This is a genomic window from Salmonella sp. SJTUF15591 (assembly GCF_043356435.1).
GTDB lineage: Bacteria > Pseudomonadota > Gammaproteobacteria > Enterobacterales > Enterobacteriaceae > Salmonella > Salmonella enterica.
Map to the genome: position 1 here is coordinate 208,047 of NZ_JBEUJO010000008.1, position 21,331 is coordinate 229,377.

At 52.6% G+C, this 21,331-nt stretch carries 18 protein-coding genes and 1 pseudogene; 7 read left to right on the forward strand and 12 right to left on the reverse strand.

Translation table 11 applies throughout. The features are described from left to right. Positions 1-433 precede the first annotated feature (433 nt). Positions 434-724, forward strand: a complete 291-nt coding sequence (gene srfN / locus ABVM99_RS18700; RefSeq protein WP_000745961.1) for a DUF1471 family virulence protein SrfN — start codon at positions 434-436, stop codon at positions 722-724. Positions 725-947: 223 nt separating this feature from the next. Here srfN and ABVM99_RS18705 read toward each other — a convergent pair whose 3' ends face one another. From ABVM99_RS18705 to ABVM99_RS18740, 8 genes and pseudogenes are all read right to left on the reverse strand, one after another. After that, positions 948-1,364 carry a hypothetical protein gene (locus ABVM99_RS18705; protein WP_000767274.1) on the reverse strand — a complete coding sequence of 139 codons (417 nt, stop codon included), beginning with the start codon at positions 1,362-1,364 and terminating at the stop codon, positions 948-950. Positions 1,365-1,534: 170 nt separating this feature from the next. Further along, positions 1,535-1,624: pseudogene (locus ABVM99_RS18710) on the reverse strand (glutathione-regulated potassium-efflux system ancillary protein KefF); the annotation flags it as partial. Between the two features lie 31 nt (positions 1,625-1,655). Beyond that, positions 1,656-1,886 carry a YgdI/YgdR family lipoprotein gene (locus tag ABVM99_RS18715; protein ID WP_001172089.1) on the reverse strand — a complete coding sequence of 77 codons (231 nt, stop codon included), beginning with the start codon at positions 1,884-1,886 and terminating at the stop codon, positions 1,656-1,658. Between the two features lie 88 nt (positions 1,887-1,974). After that, positions 1,975-3,315 carry an MFS transporter gene (locus tag ABVM99_RS18720; RefSeq protein WP_001187057.1) on the reverse strand — a complete coding sequence of 447 codons (1,341 nt, stop codon included), beginning with the start codon at positions 3,313-3,315 and terminating at the stop codon, positions 1,975-1,977. Positions 3,316-3,461: 146 nt separating this feature from the next. Then, complete coding sequence (gene fixX / locus ABVM99_RS18725; RefSeq protein ID WP_000203736.1) at positions 3,462-3,749, reverse strand: ferredoxin-like protein FixX; 288 nt, start codon at positions 3,747-3,749, stop codon at positions 3,462-3,464. Next, positions 3,746-5,032: an FAD-dependent oxidoreductase gene (locus tag ABVM99_RS18730; protein ID WP_001287773.1), complete on the reverse strand. Its 1,287-nt coding sequence runs from the start codon at positions 5,030-5,032 to the stop codon at positions 3,746-3,748. Before ABVM99_RS18730 ends, fixX begins: the two co-directional genes overlap by 4 nt. Before the next feature lie 49 nt (positions 5,033-5,081). Next, on the reverse strand, positions 5,082-6,023 hold the full coding sequence (locus ABVM99_RS18735; RefSeq protein ID WP_001032198.1) for an electron transfer flavoprotein subunit alpha/FixB family protein: 942 nt from the start codon (positions 6,021-6,023) through the stop codon (positions 5,082-5,084). A gap of 15 nt (positions 6,024-6,038) precedes the next feature. Then, the gene (locus ABVM99_RS18740; RefSeq protein ID WP_000692185.1) at positions 6,039-6,809 is read right to left on the reverse strand and encodes an electron transfer flavoprotein FixA; all 771 of its coding nucleotides are present in this window, start codon (positions 6,807-6,809) and stop codon (positions 6,039-6,041) included. Positions 6,810-7,289: 480 nt separating this feature from the next. Here ABVM99_RS18740 and caiT point away from each other — a divergent pair, with 480 nt between their 5' ends. From caiT to caiE, 6 genes are all read left to right on the forward strand, one after another. Then, on the forward strand, positions 7,290-8,807 hold the full coding sequence (gene caiT / locus ABVM99_RS18745; protein ID WP_000787073.1) for an L-carnitine/gamma-butyrobetaine antiporter: 1,518 nt from the start codon (positions 7,290-7,292) through the stop codon (positions 8,805-8,807). A 34-nt stretch (positions 8,808-8,841) separates the two neighbouring features. Then, a complete protein-coding gene (caiA, locus tag ABVM99_RS18750) occupies positions 8,842-9,984 on the forward strand; it encodes a crotonobetainyl-CoA dehydrogenase (protein ID WP_023195025.1) in 1,143 nt (380 codons plus the stop codon). A gap of 111 nt (positions 9,985-10,095) precedes the next feature. Next, on the forward strand, positions 10,096-11,313 hold the full coding sequence (gene caiB / locus ABVM99_RS18755) for an L-carnitine CoA-transferase (protein WP_001016209.1): 1,218 nt from the start codon (positions 10,096-10,098) through the stop codon (positions 11,311-11,313). Positions 11,314-11,375: 62 nt separating this feature from the next. Then, positions 11,376-12,929 carry a crotonobetaine/carnitine-CoA ligase gene (caiC, locus tag ABVM99_RS18760; RefSeq protein ID WP_052938226.1) on the forward strand — a complete coding sequence of 518 codons (1,554 nt, stop codon included), beginning with the start codon at positions 11,376-11,378 and terminating at the stop codon, positions 12,927-12,929. Between the two features lie 53 nt (positions 12,930-12,982). Further along, on the forward strand, positions 12,983-13,768 hold the full coding sequence (gene caiD, locus ABVM99_RS18765; protein WP_000004383.1) for a crotonobetainyl-CoA hydratase: 786 nt from the start codon (positions 12,983-12,985) through the stop codon (positions 13,766-13,768). 109 nt (positions 13,769-13,877) lie between these two features. Continuing rightward, entirely contained in the window at positions 13,878-14,474 is a 597-nt protein-coding gene (gene caiE / locus ABVM99_RS18770; protein WP_000122863.1) for a carnitine operon protein CaiE, read from the forward strand. Between the two features lie 77 nt (positions 14,475-14,551). Here caiE and caiF read toward each other — a convergent pair whose 3' ends face one another. The 4 genes from caiF to dapB form a co-directional block, all read right to left on the reverse strand. Continuing rightward, positions 14,552-14,947, reverse strand: coding sequence for a carnitine metabolism transcriptional regulator CaiF (gene caiF, locus ABVM99_RS18775; RefSeq protein ID WP_000333324.1), 396 nt, complete (start codon positions 14,945-14,947; stop codon positions 14,552-14,554). Positions 14,948-15,220: 273 nt separating this feature from the next. Then, entirely contained in the window at positions 15,221-18,448 is a 3,228-nt protein-coding gene (gene carB / locus ABVM99_RS18780) for a carbamoyl-phosphate synthase large subunit (protein ID WP_001126317.1), read from the reverse strand. An 18-nt stretch (positions 18,449-18,466) separates the two neighbouring features. Further along, on the reverse strand, positions 18,467-19,615 hold the full coding sequence (gene carA, locus ABVM99_RS18785) for a glutamine-hydrolyzing carbamoyl-phosphate synthase small subunit (RefSeq protein ID WP_000597280.1): 1,149 nt from the start codon (positions 19,613-19,615) through the stop codon (positions 18,467-18,469). 851 nt (positions 19,616-20,466) lie between these two features. Then, positions 20,467-21,288, reverse strand: a complete 822-nt coding sequence (dapB, locus tag ABVM99_RS18790; RefSeq protein ID WP_023194854.1) for a 4-hydroxy-tetrahydrodipicolinate reductase — start codon at positions 21,286-21,288, stop codon at positions 20,467-20,469. Positions 21,289-21,331: the final 43 nt, after the last annotated feature.

Below are 21,331 nucleotides of genomic sequence, written 5' to 3' on the forward strand. Positions count from 1 at the left end.
GTCATTACAAGAAATAATATAAAAACTATTATTTACAGGGGGTTAAGTTTCTTTTTAACTGGCAGCGCATTATTTTACATTGACAACAACATAAAGAGGTGACTATAACAAGATATAAGACGGTCACACCAAATAAGTCTATTTTCAGATAATCAACCGAGGTTATATACCCAAAATAATTCGAGTTGCTTAAAGGCGGCAAGGGAGTGAGTCCCCAGGAGCATAGATAATTATGTGACTGAGGTGAGCGACAAATCTGCCGGGAGCAGATTTGAACGTCGCATGCGACGGCCCGTCAGGGCGAGGCCCATGGATGGGCCGAGTAATCCGTAGCCAACCCATAAGCCACTTGAAGTATGAAGGGTATAAATAATTTCGTTACGGATTACTGATATTGCGCAAACCTTATCATCAATGCAACAGGAACAGAACCATGAAAAAACGCATTATTGCCGCCGCATTACTGGCAACGGTTGCTTCATTCAGCACGCTTGCGGCAGAGCAGGTCTCTAAGCAAGAAATCAGCCACTTCAAACTGGTTAAGGTCGGCACCATAAATGTGTCCCAGAGTGGCGGGCAGATTTCCTCACCCTCTGATCTACGCGAAAAACTGTCAGAATTAGCCGATGCGAAAGGCGGAAAATATTATCATATTATCGCTGCACGTGAGCATGGTCCGAATTTTGAAGCCGTTGCCGAAGTTTATAACGATGCGACGAAATAAAGCTCTGATTGCGCCATAACGAGGGCACAGGCATGAAATAATAAGAGAGCGCCAGCAAGGTGCCATGTTCCGTCACAATCCACTCAGGGCCGTCTGGAAACAGATGCTGGCCCTCTTTTTTATCAACAGTTCATCCGGGGCAGGCAAGCCGTTGGAATGTGCGCGCGCAGGCAGTAAGCCCTTCGTGAATAAGACGGTTTTGCGGGCTGTTTTAAGGTAATATTTAGTGCGCTTTTACCTGCCTGAACCAATAATTTTCCATTTTCGTTATCCATTTCCCCTTTTTATTTTTCGGTATTACGCCAGCCCAAAGTAATTGCAGCTGTCGGTTATAGGTTCCAATAGCGTGTCCACCATACGCCCCTTCAAATGCTATCACCATGGGTCCCTGCCCTTTTACCCCCTCTTGTCCTTCATGGCAATAAAGCGCGTTGCGGTGAGTCACGTCAAGTTCATACTGTACGTTCAGTTTCACACATTTTTCCCCGCAGCCTTCTACTGGCGGCAATATTGTCATGGTATAAGGCGGGTTATCTGCCGTGGTTTTCCATGTTCCGATCAGGTCTTTGCAGGCGTTTATCTCCGTAGCCCCGGAGGCGGCAGAAAATAGCGCGAGCAAATAAAAAGGTATTAGTTTCAGTTTCATTACAGACTCCTGTTCCTTATACCTCATCATTTATACCTAATCATAAGGATAAATGCCCTGCGATATGTTTTTTTCCGGGAAATGTTGAGCCGCTGTTCAGAGAAATGTCGATGAGTGTAACCTCATGTAAGCGGACAGCGCGGTGGGGAAAGCGGGAACACGGGCGAACGTATTTCGACGTTTTCCGGCGTCCCTGCCTGTTCAGGCATCCGTTTATTCGCATGGGAATAAATGGATGCGTATAAAGAGAGAATATTATTGAGCGGCTAACCAGAAAAAATTGAATTAATTATCCAGCTCGCTCATATTTTTCAGCTGATCGCGGTTAATCTGTTCGGTTTTCCCGGTGGCGGCGTTTTTGTAAGACACCATACCGGTATCGTTATCGACCTCGGGTTTCCCGTCGGTGACAATAGTTTTGCCATCCGTGGTTTCAACCGCCTGGTTAGAAGAGCATCCTGCGACGGTGAATAGTGTTGCTGCGGTAAACAGTGCGGTCATAAGACGTTTTTGCATGGTGTTCTCCCTGCTTTTCAGTTGTTTTAGCATGTGACTGTTAACTGTAGCGTTATTGGCGAAAAGCAGGGAGAAATGCAGAACACTCTTAACGAGGGTTATCCGATGGCGTTCCGCGCAAAGTCATGTTTCCGGTCTGTGTTAGCGTCAAGCCGCGAGTTTCCGGGGCAAACATCACCGATACGCCAAGCCCGACTAACGAAATCAACGCGCCAATCAGCATGACGTTATTAATACCGTAACGAGTAATGAAAATCGGTAATGCCCAGGTGGAGACAATGGTTCCGATGCGGCTTAATGACATGATGACCCCCACGGCCGAAGCGCGAATATCCGTCGGGAAGAGTTCATTAGGATAAAGCCATTGCAGTATGCCCGGTCCGCCGGAAAAGAAGGCGTATACCGCAAACGCCACCACGACCAGTATGATGCCCAGATTTGACACCAGCCCCAGTAGCGCCAGCGCGATAGTCATCATGGCGAAGCTGCCAATAAGCAGAGGGCGACGGCCAATACTGTTTAGCCAAAACATCGCCGGTATACAGCCCAGCATAAAAAAGAGGCTAATCACCACATTGCCGAGCGCCGCGTTGCGCCCCTGCTCCCAGCCGAGTAACCCGACGATCTGCGGCCCAAAGGTATAGATAGCGAACATCGGGATCACCTGACAGGTCCAGATAGCCGCAACGAACAGTACAAACGGGAAATGACGGCGGTTAAACAGCTGCAGGAAGCGGGTCTCCTGCGGCGGCTCATCGTCAAAGCAGACCGGTTCGCCGAACAGTTTGATCATCATTTGTTCACACTCTTTTACCCGTCCTTTTCGCAATAGCCAGCGTGGCGATTCCGGCAGGTCAAAGCGGCCAATCAAAATGATTAAGCACGGGATAAAGGCACTGCCAAGCATCCAGCGCCAGCCGCCTTCCATGTCATACAGCCAGTAGCCCACGAGGTTGGCGCAGGTCGCGCCGACGTACCACATCGCGGCGATAAAACCGATGGAGAACGCGCGCTGGCGGGTGTTGGAAAACTCCGTAATCATGGAAGTGGCGATAGGGTAATCCGCGCCGATAACAATGCCAATTAAAACGCGCATCACCAGCAATTCAAGCGGCGTGGAAACAAACATGGTCGCCACGGAGATAACGCCGATAGCGATAATATCAAGCAGGAACATTTTACGCCGCCCGACTTTATCGCAAATATAGCCAAACAACGAGGTGCCGATAAACAGTCCGGCAAGCGTAGCCGCGCCGAGCGCGCCAATCCATTCAGCATCAAGGTGCAATAGCGGCGTCAGTTGTTCCAGCGCCACGCCAATGATCACCAGCACGTAGCCATCAAGGAACGGGCCGCCGCTTCCCCACAGCATAATTCTGCGATGAATGGAGGAGAATTTAAGGTCATCAAAGTTCCTGGGCTGCTGCATGGTGATGTCCTGTGTCAACACGGGCAAAGCGCATCTGTAGGCCGGATAAGGCGTTTCCGCCGCCATCCGGCATTGGCGCCACATGATTGCCGGATGGTGACGCTACCGCATCTTATCCGGCCTACGGGGGCACAACTTCGTACTTATTAGCCGTAGCGGAACTCCACGCCAAACGTCCCGCGCGGGTATTCCCATTTTTCCAGCGCCGTATCAAGGCCGAGGATCCGGCACGTTCCGCACTCCAGGCACCCGGCGTAATCAAAACGAACACTGCCGTCGTCCTGCTTTTTATACAGTCCCGCCGGACAGGCCTTAATCAGCACCTCCAGCGCCTGTTTATCAGGATCGGTTTTGAGAATGATGTGCGGACTGTCTTCATCCACATTGAACTTATTGACGCCCAGTTTGACGTCAACATTAACGGGAGATGTCATAATACGGTCACTCCTTTCAGGCCATCTTTCATCAGATTGATGAAGCCCACTTTCTTCGCATGGCGCAGGATTTTTTTACGCATCGGCACCGGAGCGGAGCCATCCACGGTGAACAGGTCGCGCGCGATATTGACCGCCATTTCGGGATAGGCGGTAAACATGCGGGGATTATCAAGAAAAGCCGGCAGTTTCTGATACATACGCATATCGCGCATCGGACCTTCGTCCAGATGCTGACGGTATTCCCCCAGCGATTGCTTGCTAAAATCGTCGCGCTTCATCGCCGAAAGCACCGTCTTCGCCGCCGCTTCGCCTGCGGATATGGCGAGATCCATACCCCGGATGGTAAAGCCGAGGTTCATACACATGCCGGCAGCATCCCCGGCAATCAGTACGCCATCGCCCACCAGTTCAGGCTGCATATTCATTCCCGCCTCGGGTACAACGTGCGCGGCATATTCCACCAGCTTGCCACCGGCGATCAGCGGCGCAACGGCCGGATGCTGTTTGAAATCTTCCAGCATTTGCGGGACCGATTTTTTCGCGTCTTTCAGATGATGAAGTCCACAGACCAGCCCCAGGGAAAGGGTTGTTTCATTCGTATACAGGAAGCCACCGCCCATCAGACCATCGGTCGGCGCTCCGGCAAACAGACAGGCGGCACCTTCGTTGCCCTGTAACTGGAAACGATCTTCAATGACCGACTTCGGCAATTCGATCAGTTCCTTCACGCCGACAGCAACATGCGATGCCTCAACACGCTTGGCCATGCCCAGCTTTTCAGCCAGCAGAGAATTCACCCCGTCAGCGAGGATCACGACTTTGGCTTCCAGAATATCGCCATCGGCTTCCACGCCCACGACTTTGCCATCACGCTGAACAACGTTATCGACGCGAATACCGGTGATCAGTTGCGCCCCCGCCTCTTCGGCCTGCTCCATCAGCCAGGCGTCAAATTTACTGCGTAAGACGGAATAGGAAACCTGCGACGCTGAAGCATCTTCACCATTGCAGTAGTCGATAGTCATCGCCCCGTTGTCGGTCATAAAGGCGAGTTTTTCGTGGGTGATCATGCGTTCAATGGGGGCCTGATCCGCAAAGCCGGGAATGATGCGTTCCAGGCTATGTGCATACAAACGCCCACCGGTGACATTCTTCGCGCCAGCAGAATTGCCGCGCTCGATAACCAGCACCTGTGCACCTTCGCGAGCAAGCACCAGCGCCGCAACCGAACCGGCCAGACCTGCACCCACGATGATGGCATCAAAGATATCTTCGGACATACGTACTCCTGTCAGCGGCAGGATACCTTCGCATCCTGCCCGAAATGGTTTATCGCGCTAAGGCAGCCGTCAGCGCAGGCAGGATCTTCAGCGCATCGCCAACGATGCCAAAATCCGCATACTGGAAGATTGGCGCGTTTTTATCTTTGTTGATGGCGAAAATCGTCTGCGCGCCGTTGGCGCCGACCATGTGTTGGATCTGCCCGGAGATCCCCACCGCCAGATACAGTTCAGGTTTAAGCATCAGGTTGGAGATACCGACATAGCGCTCGTGCTCCATCCACTTCTCGTTTTCCGCTACCGGGCGGGAACAGGCCAGCTCGGCGCCAATCGTCTGGCACAGCGCTTCGGCCAGCGAGATATTCTCTTTGCTGCCGATGCCGCGTCCCACGCTGACCACCAGACGTGCTTTGTCGAGGTCAACGCTGTTGCTCTGACGCGCCTGGGTTGCGGTGCGGGTCACGGCAGTAGCCGGAGCCTGCCACTGCACGGTGTGCATCTCGCCGCTGCGAGAAGCATCCGGTTGTTGTGCGTCAAACGTTCCGCTGCTGAGTGTGATCACGGCAAACGGCGAAGCGATGGTTTCTGCCCCTATCGCCAGACCGCCGTAGACCATATGTTTAACCGCCGCTTTTCCATCCTGCAGGGCGACTTCGCTGGCGTCATTGGAAACCGCAGCCGACAAGCGATAGCCCAGCTTTGCCGCCAACAGCTTGCCCCGACGCGTATTCGGCAGCAGCACCGCGCCGCCCTCGCTATGCTGACGAATAGTCTCAGCCATCGCAGCAGCGTAGTCTTCGATCATGCGGTCTTCTGGTTTGCCGCTGAGCAGCCAGACATGATCCGCGCCCAAATGACATGCTGTCGCGCTGTCTGCTTCGTTCAGTACGAACGCGTTAACTTTTTCACCTACAGCCTGCGCGCCACTCATCAGTTCGGGCAGACGAGAAGGGGTATCGCTGAATACCCAGACACTGGAAAATTTGTTCATAACATCCCCTGATAATTAAATGATTTTGCGCAGATTCTCGACAAACGCGGCGATTTGTTCTTCACCGTCACCTTCAATCACCACGCGCTGACGCTCGCGCTGCTTCGGTGCGGCAACCTGTTGTGCGGAATACGCGGGTACGCTGTTCAGCCCGATATCCGCAGGCGACCAGACCTGAACCGGTTTTTTCGCCGCGCCAAGAATGGCTTTCATCGAAGGGATTTGTGGGGTGTTAATATCGGTGGAAACCGCGATCACCGCCGGGAGCGGGATGCTCAGCGTTTCAACTTCATCTTCCAGTTCGCGTTCTACTGTCAATGTGCTGTCGGTAAGAGAGAGGATTTTACTCACGCCGTTAATCGCCGGAATGTTCAACGCTTCGCCCACCAGCAAACCAACCTGCTGAGCATAAAGATCGGAAGAACCGTCGCCGCAGATAAGTAGATCGAAACCTGATTTTTGCGCGGCAGCGGCCAGCGCGGTAGCGGTGTGTTGCGGCAGCGCCTGCTCAAATTGATCGTCAATGACCACAATCAGTTCATCAGGGCCACGAGAGAGGACATCTTTGCGCCCTTTTGCATTAGTCAGCGCTTTGCCGCCAACGCTCATGGCGACAACCTGAGCGTCTCCCAACTGCTGTTTTAACTGGCAAGCAGCTTCAATTGCATTCAGATCATATTGGCTGATTTTGCTATCCGCTTTGCTGAAATCGAGTGTTCCGTCAGCATTATTAATCGCAATATCCTGCTCATCAGGTACGCATTTGTAGCAAGTAATTATCTTCATTGCATCTCCAGAAATCATGAAGGAAACGTATTTATATCGGCGGTGTTAAATACAGATATCACGCTCTTTAATTCGGAAATAAAACCTTAATCACCAATATTGAAAATGTCACACATTGATATTCGTAACTTTCAATAGTGTTACGCACCTCACCAATATTGAAAGAAATATGCCAAATATGAAAATTTTCAATATTGTTTGCTGGCTCAACAATATTGAACGTCAGATACTTAAAAAAGTTAAAAAACCACAACCAACAAATTGATAAATAAAGAAAAAATAAAAATTTAGACACAAAATAATCAACGCAAAAAAGTGTGACGAAGATAACAGAATCACCCGAAGTGAATACCCATCATGAGTTACTCATTGAGGCGTCCCAGAGGTTAAAAACTTATCAACAAATCATTAATAATAAATAAACAAACGTTCATGGACTGGCACGCTAAATAAATTTCGTTTTCACACTGGAATTCACTTATGAAAAATGAAAAGAAAAAATCGGGAATTGAACCGAAGGTTTTTTTTCCGCCATTAATAATTGTCGGGATACTTTGCTGGCTAACAGTCAGAGATCTTGATGCCGCTAACGTCGTTATTAATGCGGTATTCAGTTATGTCACCAACGTCTGGGGTTGGGCATTTGAATGGTATATGGTCGTCATGCTCTTCGGCTGGTTCTGGCTGGTTTTTGGCCCCTATGCCAAAAAGAGATTAGGTGACGAAAAACCGGAGTTTAGCACCGCCAGCTGGATTTTCATGATGTTCGCCTCCTGTACATCCGCTGCGGTTCTGTTCTGGGGCTCTATTGAGATCTACTACTATATCTCCACCCCGCCGTTCGGCCTGGAACCAAATTCCACGGGCGCGAAAGAGATAGGCCTGGCGTACAGCCTGTTCCACTGGGGGCCGCTACCGTGGGCAACCTATAGCTTCCTTTCCGTGGCCTTCGCCTACTTCTTCTTTGTACGCAAGATGGATGTCATCCGCCCCAGCTCCACGCTGGTACCGCTCGTCGGTGAAAAGCATGCGAAAGGGTTGTTCGGTACCATCGTCGATAACTTCTACCTGGTGGCGCTGATCTTCGCGATGGGCACCAGCCTCGGTCTGGCTACCCCGCTGGTCACCGAGTGTATGCAATGGCTGTTCGGTATTCCGCATACGCTGCAATTGGATGCCATCATCATTACCTGCTGGATCATTCTGAACGCGATTTGCGTGGCCTGCGGCCTGCAAAAAGGGGTCAGAATCGCCAGCGATGTGCGTAGCTACCTGAGCTTCCTGATGCTCGGCTGGGTGTTTATCGTCAGCGGCGCCAGCTTCATCATGAACTACTTCACCGACTCCGTCGGGATGCTGTTAATGCACCTGCCACGGATGCTGTTCTATACCGACGCCATCGGTAAAGGCGGCTTCCCACAGGGCTGGACTGTTTTCTACTGGGCGTGGTGGGTTATTTACGCCATCCAGATGAGTATCTTCCTGGCCCGTATTTCCCGTGGTCGTACCGTACGTGAACTGTGCTTCGGGATGGTGATGGGTCTGACCGCGTCTACCTGGATCCTGTGGACAGTCCTTGGCAGCAACACGCTGCTGCTGATGGATAAAAACATCCTCAACATTCCGCAGTTGATTGAGCAACACGGCGTGGCGCGCGCCATTATCGAAACCTGGGCCGCCTTGCCGCTCAGCACCGCCACCATGTGGGGCTTCTTTATCCTCTGCTTTATTGCCACCGTCACGCTGATTAACGCCTGCTCTTACACCCTGGCGATGTCGACCTGTCGTGAAGTTCGCGATGGTGAAGAGCCGCCTCTGTTAGTGCGTATCGGCTGGTCGGTGCTGGTCGGCATCATCGGTATCGTTCTGCTGGCGCTGGGTGGGTTGAAGCCGATTCAGACCGCGATTATCGCCGGAGGATGCCCGCTGTTCTTCGTCAACATTATGGTGACGCTGTCCTTTATTAAAGACGCCAAAGTGCACTGGAAAGACAAGTAATTCTTATTAACCCAATTGATCAAGAGGCTGAAAGATGGATTTCAACTTAAATGACGAACAGGAGCTGTTTGTCGCCGGTATTCGCGAACTGATGGCCAGTGAGAACTGGGAAGCTTATTTTGCCGAGTGCGATCGTGACAGCGTCTACCCTGAGCGTTTTGTAAAAGCGCTGGCGGATATGGGTATTGATAGCCTGCTGATCCCGGAGGAACACGGCGGTCTGGAAGCGGGTTTTGTTACCGTCGCCGCCGTCTGGATGGAGCTGGGACGTCTTGGCGCGCCAACTTACGTGTTGTACCAATTGCCGGGAGGTTTTAACACTTTCCTGCGTGAAGGAACTCAGGAGCAAATTGATAAAATCATGGCGTTCCGGGGCACCGGTAAGCAGATGTGGAACTCTGCTATCACTGAACCGGGAGCGGGATCGGATGTTGGTAGTCTGAAAACCACTTATACACGCAAAAATGGTAAGGTTTATCTCAATGGCAGTAAGTGCTTTATCACCAGTAGCGCCTATACCCCGTACATCGTGGTCATGGCGAGAGACGGTGCATCGCCGGATAAACCGGTTTACACCGAGTGGTTTGTGGACATGAGCAAAGCGGGTATCAAGGTCAACAAACTGGATAAACTCGGTCTGCGCATGGACAGCTGCTGTGAAATCACCTTTGACGACGTTGAACTGGACGAGAAAGACATGTTCGGTCGGGAAGGTAACGGCTTCAACCGCGTGAAAGAAGAGTTTGACCATGAGCGCTTCCTCGTCGCGCTGACCAACTACGGTACCGCAATGTGCGCTTTTGAAGACGCTGCGCGTTACGCTAATCAGCGCGTGCAGTTTGGTGAAGCTATTGGCCGTTTCCAGCTGATTCAGGAGAAGTTTGCGCATATGGCGATCAAACTGAACTCCATGAAAAATATGCTGTTGGAAGCCGCGTGGAAAGCAGATAACGGCACGATTACCTCCGGCGACGCGGCCATGTGCAAATACTTCTGCGCCAACGCCGCGTTTGAAGTGGTAGACACCGCCATGCAGGTACTGGGAGGTGTTGGTATCGCGGGCAACCACCGCATCACGCGTTTCTGGCGTGACCTGCGCGTTGACCGTGTTTCTGGTGGTTCTGACGAAATGCAGATCCTGACGTTGGGTCGTGCGGTACTTAAGCAATACCGCTAATCGATCCCTTGTAGGCCTGATAAGACGCGGGGCGTCGCCATCAGGCAATCATGCCGGATGGCGCTGTGCTTATCCGGCCTACATACCGCAAAAAATGCCAGGAGAAAAATGATGAATCATTTACCAATGCCAACCTTTGGCCCGCTTGCTGGGGTACGCGTTGTTTTTTCAGGAATCGAAATCGCCGGTCCATTCGCCGGACAGATGTTCGCCGAATGGGGCGCCGAGGTTATCTGGATTGAAAACGTCGCATGGGCCGATACCATTCGCGTACAGCCTAACTACCCGCAGCTCTCACGCCGCAACCTGCACGCCCTGTCGCTGAATATTTTCAAAGATGAAGGTCGGGAAGCGTTTCTGAAACTGATGGAAACCACCGATATTTTCATTGAAGCCAGTAAAGGCCCGGCCTTTGCCCGCCGTGGTATTACTGATGAAGTGCTGTGGGAACATAACCCGAAACTGGTCATTGCCCACCTTTCCGGCTTCGGCCAGTATGGTACCGAGGAGTACACCAATCTTCCGGCGTATAACACCATCGCGCAGGCATTCAGTGGTTATCTGATCCAAAACGGCGACGTTGACCAACCGATGCCAGCCTTCCCGTATACCGCCGATTACTTCTCCGGGATGACCGCGACGACAGCCGCGCTGGCAGCCCTGCACAAAGTACGCGAAACGGGTAAAGGTGAAAGCATCGATATCGCCATGTACGAAGTGATGCTGCGCATGGGTCAGTATTTCATGATGGACTACTTCAACGGCGGCGAAATCTGTCCACGTATGACGAAAGGGAAAGACCCCTACTACGCCGGTTGCGGCCTGTATAAATGCGCCGATGGTTACATCGTCATGGAGTTGGTCGGCATCACGCAAATCAACGAGTGTTTTAAAGATATTGGCCTGGCCCATATTCTCGGTACGCCGGAAGTTCCGGAAGGCACGCAGCTCATCCATCGCGTGGAATGCCCTTACGGCCCGCTCGTCGAAGAGAAACTGGACGCCTGGCTGGCAGCACATACCATCGCCGACGTTCAGGCGCGTTTTGCTGAGCTGAATATCGCCTGTGCGAAGGTGCTCACCATTCCGGAACTGGAAGGTAACCCGCAGTACGTTGCCCGCGAATCGATTACTCAGTGGCAAACAATGGACGGTCGCACCTGTAAAGGGCCGAACATCATGCCGAAATTTAAAAACAACCCGGGGAAAATCTGGCGTGGCATGCCGTCACACGGCATGGATACCGCCGCCATTCTGAAAAACATTGGTTATAGCGAAGCAGATATTAAGGAACTGGTCGGCAAAGGCCTGGCCAAAGTTGAGGATTAAACGCGATGCGCTAATCGGTTTTCCGGTTAGCGCTCACGCCTGATTTCAGTGGATAAAGCAATATGGATATCGTTGGCGGACAAAACTTACGTCAGATGTGGGACGACCTGGCCGGGGTGTACGGAGATAAAACGGCGTTAATTTTCGAATCCTGTGAGGGAATCGTTCGGCAGTTTAGCTATGCTTCGCTCAATGAAGAGATTAACCGCACGGCGAACCTTTTTTATTCCTTAGGGATCCGCAAGGGTGATAGGGTCGCGCTGCATCTGGATAACTGTCCGGAATTCATCTTTTGCTGGTTTGGACTGGCAAAAATCGGCGCCATTATGGTGCCGATTAATGCCCGCTTACTGGGCGAAGAAAGCGCCTGGATCCTGCAAAACAGCCAGGTGAGTCTGCTGGTTACCAGCGCCCAGTTTTATCCTATGTACCGTGAAATACGCCAGGAAAATAGCACTCCGCTTAATCATATCTGTCTGATTGGCGAGCAGCTTCCGGCTGACGACGGCGTGAGCCACTTTACCCAACTGCAAGCACGTCAATCGGCCACGCTGTGCTATACGCCCGCGTTATCCACTGACGATACGGCGGAAATTCTGTTTACCTCAGGCACCACCTCACGGCCTAAAGGGGTGGTAATTACCCACTACAACCTGCGTTTTGCAGGCTACTACTCTGCCTGGCAAATCGCCCTGCGCGATGATGACGTGTACATGACGGTGATGCCCGCGTTTCATATCGACTGCCAGTGTACCGCCGCAATGCCAGCCTTTTCCGCCGGCAGCACCTTTGTGCTCCTGGAAAAGTACAGCGCCCGGGCCTTCTGGGATCAGGTACGTAAATATCAGGCGACGGTGACCGAGTGCATCCCGATGATGATCCGCACGCTGATGGTCCAGCCCGCCGCACCAACGGACAGGCAGCATCACCTGCGCGAAGTGATGTTCTATCTCAATTTATCCGAGCAGGAAAAAGACGATTTTACCGAACGCTTTGGCGTCAGGCTGCTGACCTCTTATGGTATGACTGAAACCATTGTCGGAATTATTGGCGACCGTCCCGGAGACAAACGGCGCTGGCCTTCCATTGGTCGCGTGGGTTTTAGCTATGAAGCTGAAATTCGCGACGATCAAAATCGCCCGCTGCCCGCCGGAGAAATTGGCGAAATCTGTATTAAAGGCATCCCCGGCAAGACTATCTTCAAAGAGTATTACATGCAGCCGGAGGCAACCGCCAGGGCGTTGGAACCAGAGGGCTGGTTACATACCGGTGATTCGGGTTACCAGGATGAGGATGGCTATTTCTATTTTGTCGACAGACGCTGCAACATGATTAAACGTGGCGGGGAAAATGTCTCCTGCGTCGAGCTGGAAAATATTATTTCTGCGCATCCGAAAATACAGGACATTGTGGTGGTCGGTATTAAAGACGCGATCCGTGATGAGGCCATTAAAGCGTTTATCGTCCTTAATGAAGGTGAAACATTAAGCGAAGCCGAGTTTTTCAGCTTTTGCGAAAACAATATGGCGAAATTCAAGGTTCCCTCTTTTATGGAGATCAGAACCGACCTGCCGCGCAACTGTTCAGGAAAAATAATCAAAAAAAATCTGAAATAAACCTTCCGGCAGGAATCCCTCCCGCCGGGAAACTATTTATCTGGAGATGAACTATGAGTGAGTCATTACATCTGACCCGTAACGGCCCGATCCTGGAAATTACCCTCGACCGACCTAAAGCGAATGCCATTGACGCCAAAACCAGCTTTGCAATGGGTGAAGCTTTTCTTAATTTCCGTGACGATCCGGAATTACGCGTAGCAATCATTACCGGCGGCGGGGAGAAATTCTTTTCTGCTGGCTGGGACTTAAAAGCGGCAGCGGAAGGTGAAGCGCCGGATGCTGATTTTGGTCCCGGCGGCTTTGCCGGTTTAACCGAAATATTTGACCTCGATAAGCCGGTTATCGCCGCGGTGAACGGCTACGCGTTTGGCGGCGGTTTTGAGCTGGCGCTGGCGGCGGACTTTATTGTCTGCGCCGAAAACGCCAGCTTCGCGCTGCCGGAAGCCAAGCTCGGCATCGTGCCTGACAGCGGCGGCGTATTGCGTCTGCCTAAGCTGCTGCCACCGGCTATCGTCAACGAAATGGTAATGACCGGCAGACGAATGAGCGCCGAAGAAGCGCTGCGTTGGGGAGTCGTGAACCGCGTTGTCAGCCAGAGCGAACTGATGGATAGCGCGCGCGAACTGGCGCAACAACTGGTCAATAGCGCCCCGCTGGCTATCGCGGCGCTGAAAGAGATTTATCGCGCGACCAGCGAAATGCCGGTAGAAGAAGGCTACCGCTACATCCGCAGCGGCGTACTGAAGCATTATCCGTCGGTACTGCATTCAGAAGATGCGCTCGAAGGACCGCAGGCATTTGCCGAAAAACGCGATCCCGTGTGGAAAGGTCGTTAATGTGACTATGCCGGATGGCGCTCCGCTTATCCGGCCTACAGCACATGCGCAACCGTAGGCCGGATAAGGTGTTTACGCCGCCATCCGGCAAAAAAACCGAGGTACAACTATGAGCTATTACGCCTTTGAAGGACTGATCCCGGTGGTGCATCCGGACGCGTTTGTCCATCCCAGCGCCGTGCTGATTGGCGATGTCATCGTGGGCGCCGGTGTTTATATTGGCCCACTCGCGTCATTGCGTGGGGATTATGGTCGCCTGATCCTGGAGGCAGGCTCTAATCTGCAGGATGGCTGCATTATGCATGGCTACTGCGATACCGATACCATCGTGCATGAAAACGGCCATATCGGCCACGGCGCTATTCTACATGGCTGCGTGGTGGGACGGGACGCCCTGGTCGGCATGAATAGCGTCATTATGGACGGCGCAGTGATTGGCGAAGAGAGCATTGTCGCCGCTATGAGTTTTGTCAAAGCCGGATTTCAGGGTGAGGCAAGGCAACTGCTGGTGGGATCACCGGCGCGCGTACTACGCCAGGTTACGGACCAGGAGCTGCACTGGAAACGCCTCAATACCAAAGAATATCAGGATCTTGCGATCCGTTGTCGAACGGGGTTATCTGAAACGAAGCCGTTAACGCAGGTCGAAGAAAACCGACCGCGCCTGAAAGGCACGACGGACGTGAAGCCAAAATCAGCACAGTAATTGATGCCGGATGCGCTCACGCTTATCCGGCCTACGCGTCAATTACCGTTTACCCCGCCAACAGGTTAAACAGACAATTAGCGACGCATACTCTTGGAGAGCATCATCTGCCATTTCTGCTCACGGTTTAGCTCTGTGGGGGGAACGGCAGACAGCCGCGGCGCTTTCGCCACGCTCACTTTTCTTTCCTGCAAATTATGATTCAATCGGCGATAGAGTTGAGAGTCGATACTCACGACTTTCACCAGACGCTGGCACTGGCAGCCTCGTCCTGCAATTTGGTTAGGGATCATCTTCACTTCACAAACAATTTCCCCCACTTCTGACAGAATATAGGAGAGCGTATTAATTGCTTTGCAATGTTCAATATCAAATTGACGGGAAATCTCCCTGGCAGTGATCCATCGGTTCTCTGCCATCATCCAGTCAGCAATTAACAAATAAAGCGGTCTTTCAACATATTTTTCACACATAAGCACACCATTTCACAAATTAAAAATCTGGCTACGGCCTGTCCAAACTAATAAAAACTAAGCCATATTAAAATTGTGGATATGCAAGATAGTATGCGACTTAAATATTGATTAGTGTGAGCAATATCGTGCTTATTACATTGAAAATGTGGTTACGGAAACGGACTTCTCCAGGAATGACCTTACGCAAGATAAAAAAAGGGTTTCTTTACAGAAACCCTTTCAACATTATATTACAGGTCCGGTTAGAGCAATATCCGCCGGACCCTTTGTTTACGACTTTTTGATCTGCGCGTGCATTTCCTGCACCGAGGTTACCTTCTCGGTGGCATCAGCATTGAGCGCCATCGTCGTGGCAAAACCGCCGTTCAGCGTGGTGTCATAATGCACTTTATACTGCAGCGCGCTGCGGCGAATCACCCTGGAGTCTTCTATCGCGCGGCGGCCTGCGGTGGTGTTGATGATGTAGGTATATTCGCCATTCTTGATACGGTCCTGAATGTGCGGACGACCTTCGTGCACCTTGTTCACCAGACGCGGGTTGATACCGGCTTCGCCCAGCACAATCGCGGTACCGTGGGTGGCATCCAGCTCGAAGCCTTGTTTCAGCAGCTTAGCGGCCAGGTCCACCACGCGCTCTTTGTCGCCTTCGCGAACCGAGAGCAGCGCACGGCCCTGTTTCTTCATCGTGGAGTTACTGCCCAGCTGCGCCTTAGCGAACGCTTCCGCGAAGGTACGGCCCACGCCCATCACTTCCCCGGTGGAGCGCATTTCTGGCCCTAACAGCGGGTCAACGCCCGGGAATTTGTTGAACGGCAGCACCACTTCTTTCACCGAGTAGTACGGCGGGATAATTTCTTGGGTCACGCCCTGCTCGGTCAGCGATTTGCCGGCCATCACGCGCGCCGCCACTTTCGCCAGCGGCACGCCGGTGGCTTTGGAGACGAACGGTACGGTACGCGCCGCACGCGGGTTGACTTCAATCAGGTAGACTTCGTTGTCCTTGACCGCAAACTGCACATTCATCAGGCCGCGCACCTGCAACTCGAAGGCCAGCTTCTGCACCTGCTGGCGCATCACGTCCTGAATTTCCTGGCTCAGCGTGTAGGCTGGCAGGGAACAGGCGGAGTCGCCGGAGTGTACGCCCGCCTGCTCGATGTGCTCCATGATGCCGCCAATCAGCACCATTTCGCCGTCGCAGATAGCGTCCACGTCCACTTCAACCGCGTCATCAAGGAAGCGGTCCAGCAGCACCGGCGCATCGTTAGAGACGCTGACCGCCGTCTGGAAGTAGCGACGCAGATCGGCTTCGTCATAGACAATTTCCATCGCCCGACCGCCCAGCACGTAAGAAGGACGTACCACCAGCGGGTAGCCGATCTCTTTCGCTTTTTCGACAGCCTGTTCAATGGCGGTGACGGTGGCGTTGGCCGGTTGCTTCAGCTTCAGACGGTCAACCGCATGCTGGAAGCGTTCACGGTCTTCCGCGCGGTCGATGGCGTCCGGGCTGGTGCCGATAACCGGCACGCCTGCCGCTTCCAGCGCGCGCGCCAGCTTCAGCGGGGTCTGGCCGCCGTACTGCACGATAACGCCTTTCGGCTTCTCGATACGCACGATTTCCAGCACGTCTTCCAGCGTCACCGGCTCGAAGTACAGACGGTCGGAAGTGTCGTAGTCGGTGGAGACGGTTTCCGGGTTACAGTTGACCATGATGGTCTCGTAACCGTCTTCGCGCAGCGCCAGCGAGGCGTGTACGCAGCAGTAGTCAAACTCAATGCCCTGGCCGATACGGTTCGGGCCGCCGCCGAGGACCATGATTTTGTCGCGGTCAACGGACGGGTTCGCTTCGCACTCATCTTCATAAGTGGAGTACATGTAGGCGGTATCGGTGGCGAATTCCGCCGCGCAGGTATCCACACGCTTGTAGACCGGGTGCAGGTCATACTGGTCGCGTAGCTTGCGGATTTCCGCCTCGCGCACGCCCGCCAGTTTCGCCAGACGCGCATCGGCAAACCCTTTACGCTTCAGCTGACGCAGGAAGTCGGCGTTGAGGCCGGTAATCCCGACTTCAGTTACTTTCTCTTCCAGACGCACCAGCTCTTCAATTTGCACCAGGAACCAGCGGTCGATGTTGGTCAGGTTGAACACGCCATCCACAGACAAGCCTGCGCGGAAAGCATCGGCGATGTACCAGATACGATCTGCGCCCGCATCTTTCAGCTCGCGGCGGATTTTGGTCAGCGCTTCCGGGTCGTCGAGGCTGACTTTCGGGTCGAAGCCGGTGGCGCCCACTTCCAGGCCGCGCAGCGCTTTTTGCAGGGATTCCTGCTGCGTGCGGCCAATCGCCATCACTTCACCAACGGACTTCATCTGCGTCGTCAGACGGTCGTTCGCGCCCGCGAACTTTTCGAAGTTGAAGCGTGGAATTTTGGTCACAACGTAGTCGATGGACGGTTCGAAGGAGGCCGGAGTACGTCCACCGGTGATGTCGTTCATCAGTTCGTCGAGGGTGTAGCCCACCGCCAGTTTGGCGGCTACCTTGGCAATCGGGAAACCGGTGGCTTTCGACGCCAGCGCCGAGGAGCGGGAGACGCGCGGGTTCATTTCGATAACGATCAGACGACCGTTTTTCGGGTTTACTGCGAACTGGACGTTAGAACCGCCGGTTTCGACGCCGATTTCACGCAGCACCGCCATCGAGGCGTTACGCATGATTTGGTATTCTTTGTCGGTCAGCGTCTGTGCCGGGGCCACGGTGATGGAGTCACCGGTGTGGATACCCATCGCATCGAAGTTTTCGATAGAGCAGACGATGATGCAGTTGTCGTTTTTATCACGCACCACTTCCATCTCGTACTCTTTCCAGCCGATCAGCGATTCATCAATCAGCAGCTCGTTGGTTGGCGAGAGGTCCAGACCGCGTTCGCAGATTTCTTCGAACTCTTCACGGTTGTAAGCGATACCGCCGCCGGTGCCGCCCATGGTAAAGGACGGACGGATGATGCACGGGAAGCCCACGTCAGCGGCAACCGCCAGCGCTTCTTCCATAGTGTGCGCGATACCGGAACGCGCGGTGTCGAGACCAATTTTCTTCATCGCGATATCGAAGCGACGACGGTCTTCGGCTTTATCAATGGCGTCGGCGGTGGCGCCAATCATGGTGACGCCGAACTCTTCCAGCACGCCCTGCCGCTCCAGCTCCAGCGCACAGTTCAGCGCCGTCTGGCCGCCCATGGTCGGCAGCACTGCATCCGGACGCTCTTTTTCAATGATTTTGCGCACCACTTCCCAGTGAATCGGCTCGATGTAGGTGGCATCGGCCATTTCCGGGTCGGTCATGATGGTGGCCGGGTTGGAGTTCACCAGAATAACGCGGTAGCCCTCTTCGCGCAGGGCTTTACACGCCTGAGCGCCGGAGTAGTCAAACTCACACGCCTGACCGATAACAATCGGACCCGCGCCCAGAATCAGGATGCTTTTTATATCTGTACGTTTTGGCATGGCTCTTATTACTCCTGATTATTTCGCGGACTGACGGTATTGCTCAATAAGCTCGATAAAGTGGTCGAACAGCGGCGCCGCATCGTGCGGGCCGGGGCTCGCTTCCGGGTGTCCCTGGAAGCTGAACGCCGGTTTGTCGGTACGATGAATACCCTGCAGGGTGCCGTCGAACAGCGACTTGTGGGTCACGCGCAGGTTGGCTGGCAGCGAGTCTTCATCCACCGCAAAGCCGTGGTTCTGCGCGGTGATCATCACCACGTTTCTGTCCATATCTTTTACCGGATGGTTGCCGCCGTGATGGCCGAACTTCATCTTAACGGTCTTCGCACCGCTCGCCAGCGCCAGCAGTTGATGGCCGAGGCAGATGCCAAATAGCGGAATGTCGGTTTCGAGGAATTTCTGGATAGCAGTAATCGCGTAGTCGCACGGGGCCGGATCGCCAGGGCCGTTTGACAGGAAGATGCCGTCCGGATTCATTTTCAGCACCTCTTCAGCAGAGGTCTGCGCTGGCACCACCGTCAGGCGGCAGCCGCGATCCACCAGCATACGTAGAATGTTGCGCTTGGCGCCAAAATCGTAGGCCACCACGTGGAACGGCAGGTCATCCTCAGATTTCGCTTCCGGTAAACCGTCTTTCAGCGTCCAGCTACCCTGCGTCCAGCGGTAAGTTTCCGCCGTGGTCACTTCTTTCGCCAGATCCATACCGTTCAGTCCAGGAAATGCTTTCGCTTTTTCCAGCGCCAGCTTCGCATCCGGGCTATCGCCTGCAATGATGCAGCCGTTCTGTGCGCCTTTCTCACGCAGCAGTCGGGTCAGCTTGCGGGTATCGATATCAGCAATCGCCACAATGTTATGGCGCTTCAGGTAAGAAGAGAGGTCTTCGGTGTTACGGAAGTTGCTGGCAATCAACGGCAGATCGCGAATCACTAAACCTTGCGCATGAACCTGAGAAGACTCTTCATCGGCTTCATTGGTGCCGACATTACCAATATGGGGATAAGTAAGAGTGACGATTTGGCGGGAATAGGAAGGATCAGTGAGGATTTCTTGATAACCGGTCATTGAAGTATTGAAAACGACTTCCCCAACCGCCGAACCCGTTGCCCCAATGGCCCGACCGTGAAACTGGGTTCCGTCTTCCAGAACCAATAGCGCTGACTTAATCAAAACACCCTCCAGAGAATATTCACTCACTTTATTTGCATATTAATTCATTCAGTCAGTATGAAGCAATGCAAATTTGCTTACCCGTGGATTTCTGGCAAACGGCGGCATTCTGAAGTTAAGCCGGATAAAAGTCAACTTAAAGAGGGTATTTTTTATGTTATTTTGCACATTATAAGGAAGTTATTCTGTTTAATAGGTAAAAAGATCAACTAAGTGACGATAGAAAACGCTTGCGCTTCCTTAAGTTCGAAAAAAGCTGACTGGAACGATAAAAAGTGGACCAAATGGTCAAATTTCACATTAAAACAACAAAAAACAACGATAAAAATTCATTTAATAGTCATTAATGCCACCAAATGCATAAAAATTCAAAATTAAGAAAATTAACGACAAAAACATTTTAAAAATCAATATCTTAAAAAGATAAAAAACAAATCAAATGCATTATAAAATCAATAAAAAACAGCAAATTAAGACAATGTAATAAGAATTACAATCGCGATATAAAGATACAGCTTCTTTTTTTTAAGACTAGCGCATACGATTGGACCACAACCAGCCTCACTACAGCATAAAAAAGCCAACCTATTGAAGCAAAAGAGATAAAACGCCCCCGAGGAACAGCACTCCCCCTCCGATGGATATCAGTCTGGTCGAGGTGCCTTTTGCATACGGTAAGCCACTGCGGCTGAATATGTCGTGGGCGAAGAAACTGTCGAAACATGAATGGTGAAAGGCGTTATTTATCTGACCGAATAACCGGGGGCAAAAAACAAAAGGGCAATAATATATTGCCCTTTGTAATCAATTAATCTTGATTACCACAACCACATCACGAAGGTATTTAGTCGCTATAATACATCCAGCCCCAGCACATCCCGCATGTCAAATAGCCCATTTTTCTTCGTTTTTAGCCATAATGCCGATCGCAACGCGCCATTTGCAAACGTCATGCGACTGGAAGCTTTATGCGTAATCTCTACGCGCTCGCCAATATCGGCAAACATCGCGGTATGTTCGCCGACGATGTCGCCCGCCCGAACGGTCGCAAAGCCAATCGTGCCCGGTACGCGCTCGCCGGTATAACCTTCACGCGAGTAGACCGCGCAGTCCTTCAGATCTTTATCCAGCGCCCCGGCGATTGCCTCGCCCATTGCCAGCGCCGTACCCGACGGTGCATCCACTTTATGGCGGTGGTGCGCTTCAATAATTTCAATATCGGTGTAGTCGCCCATTACCTTCGCCGCTTTCTCCAGCAGCTTGAGCATGACGTTAACGCCGACGCTAAAGTTTGCGGCGAAAACGATCGCAATCTCTTGTGACGCCTCGCGAATGGCCTGTTTATCGGCGTCGTCAAAGCCGGTAGTACCAATCACCATCCCTTTACCATGCTGGCGGCAAAACGCCAGATGCGCCAACGTGCCTTCCGGACGGGTAAAATCGATGAAAACGTCAAAATCATCTTTTACCGCCTCAAGGCTGCTTTGAACGATCACGCCGGACTTTCCCGCCCCCGCCAGTTCGCCAGCATCGCTGCCCAGCAAGGAAGAGCCTTCGCGCTCCAGCGCGGCACCCAGCTGAACACCTTCCATCGCCATGGCGGCCTGGATTAACTGCCGTCCCATGCGGCCACCGGCGCCGGCAATGGCGACGCGGATTTGTGCTTCATGCATAGCTATTCTCTTTTGTAAAAATTGCGTAAACCGTTTTCAGAGT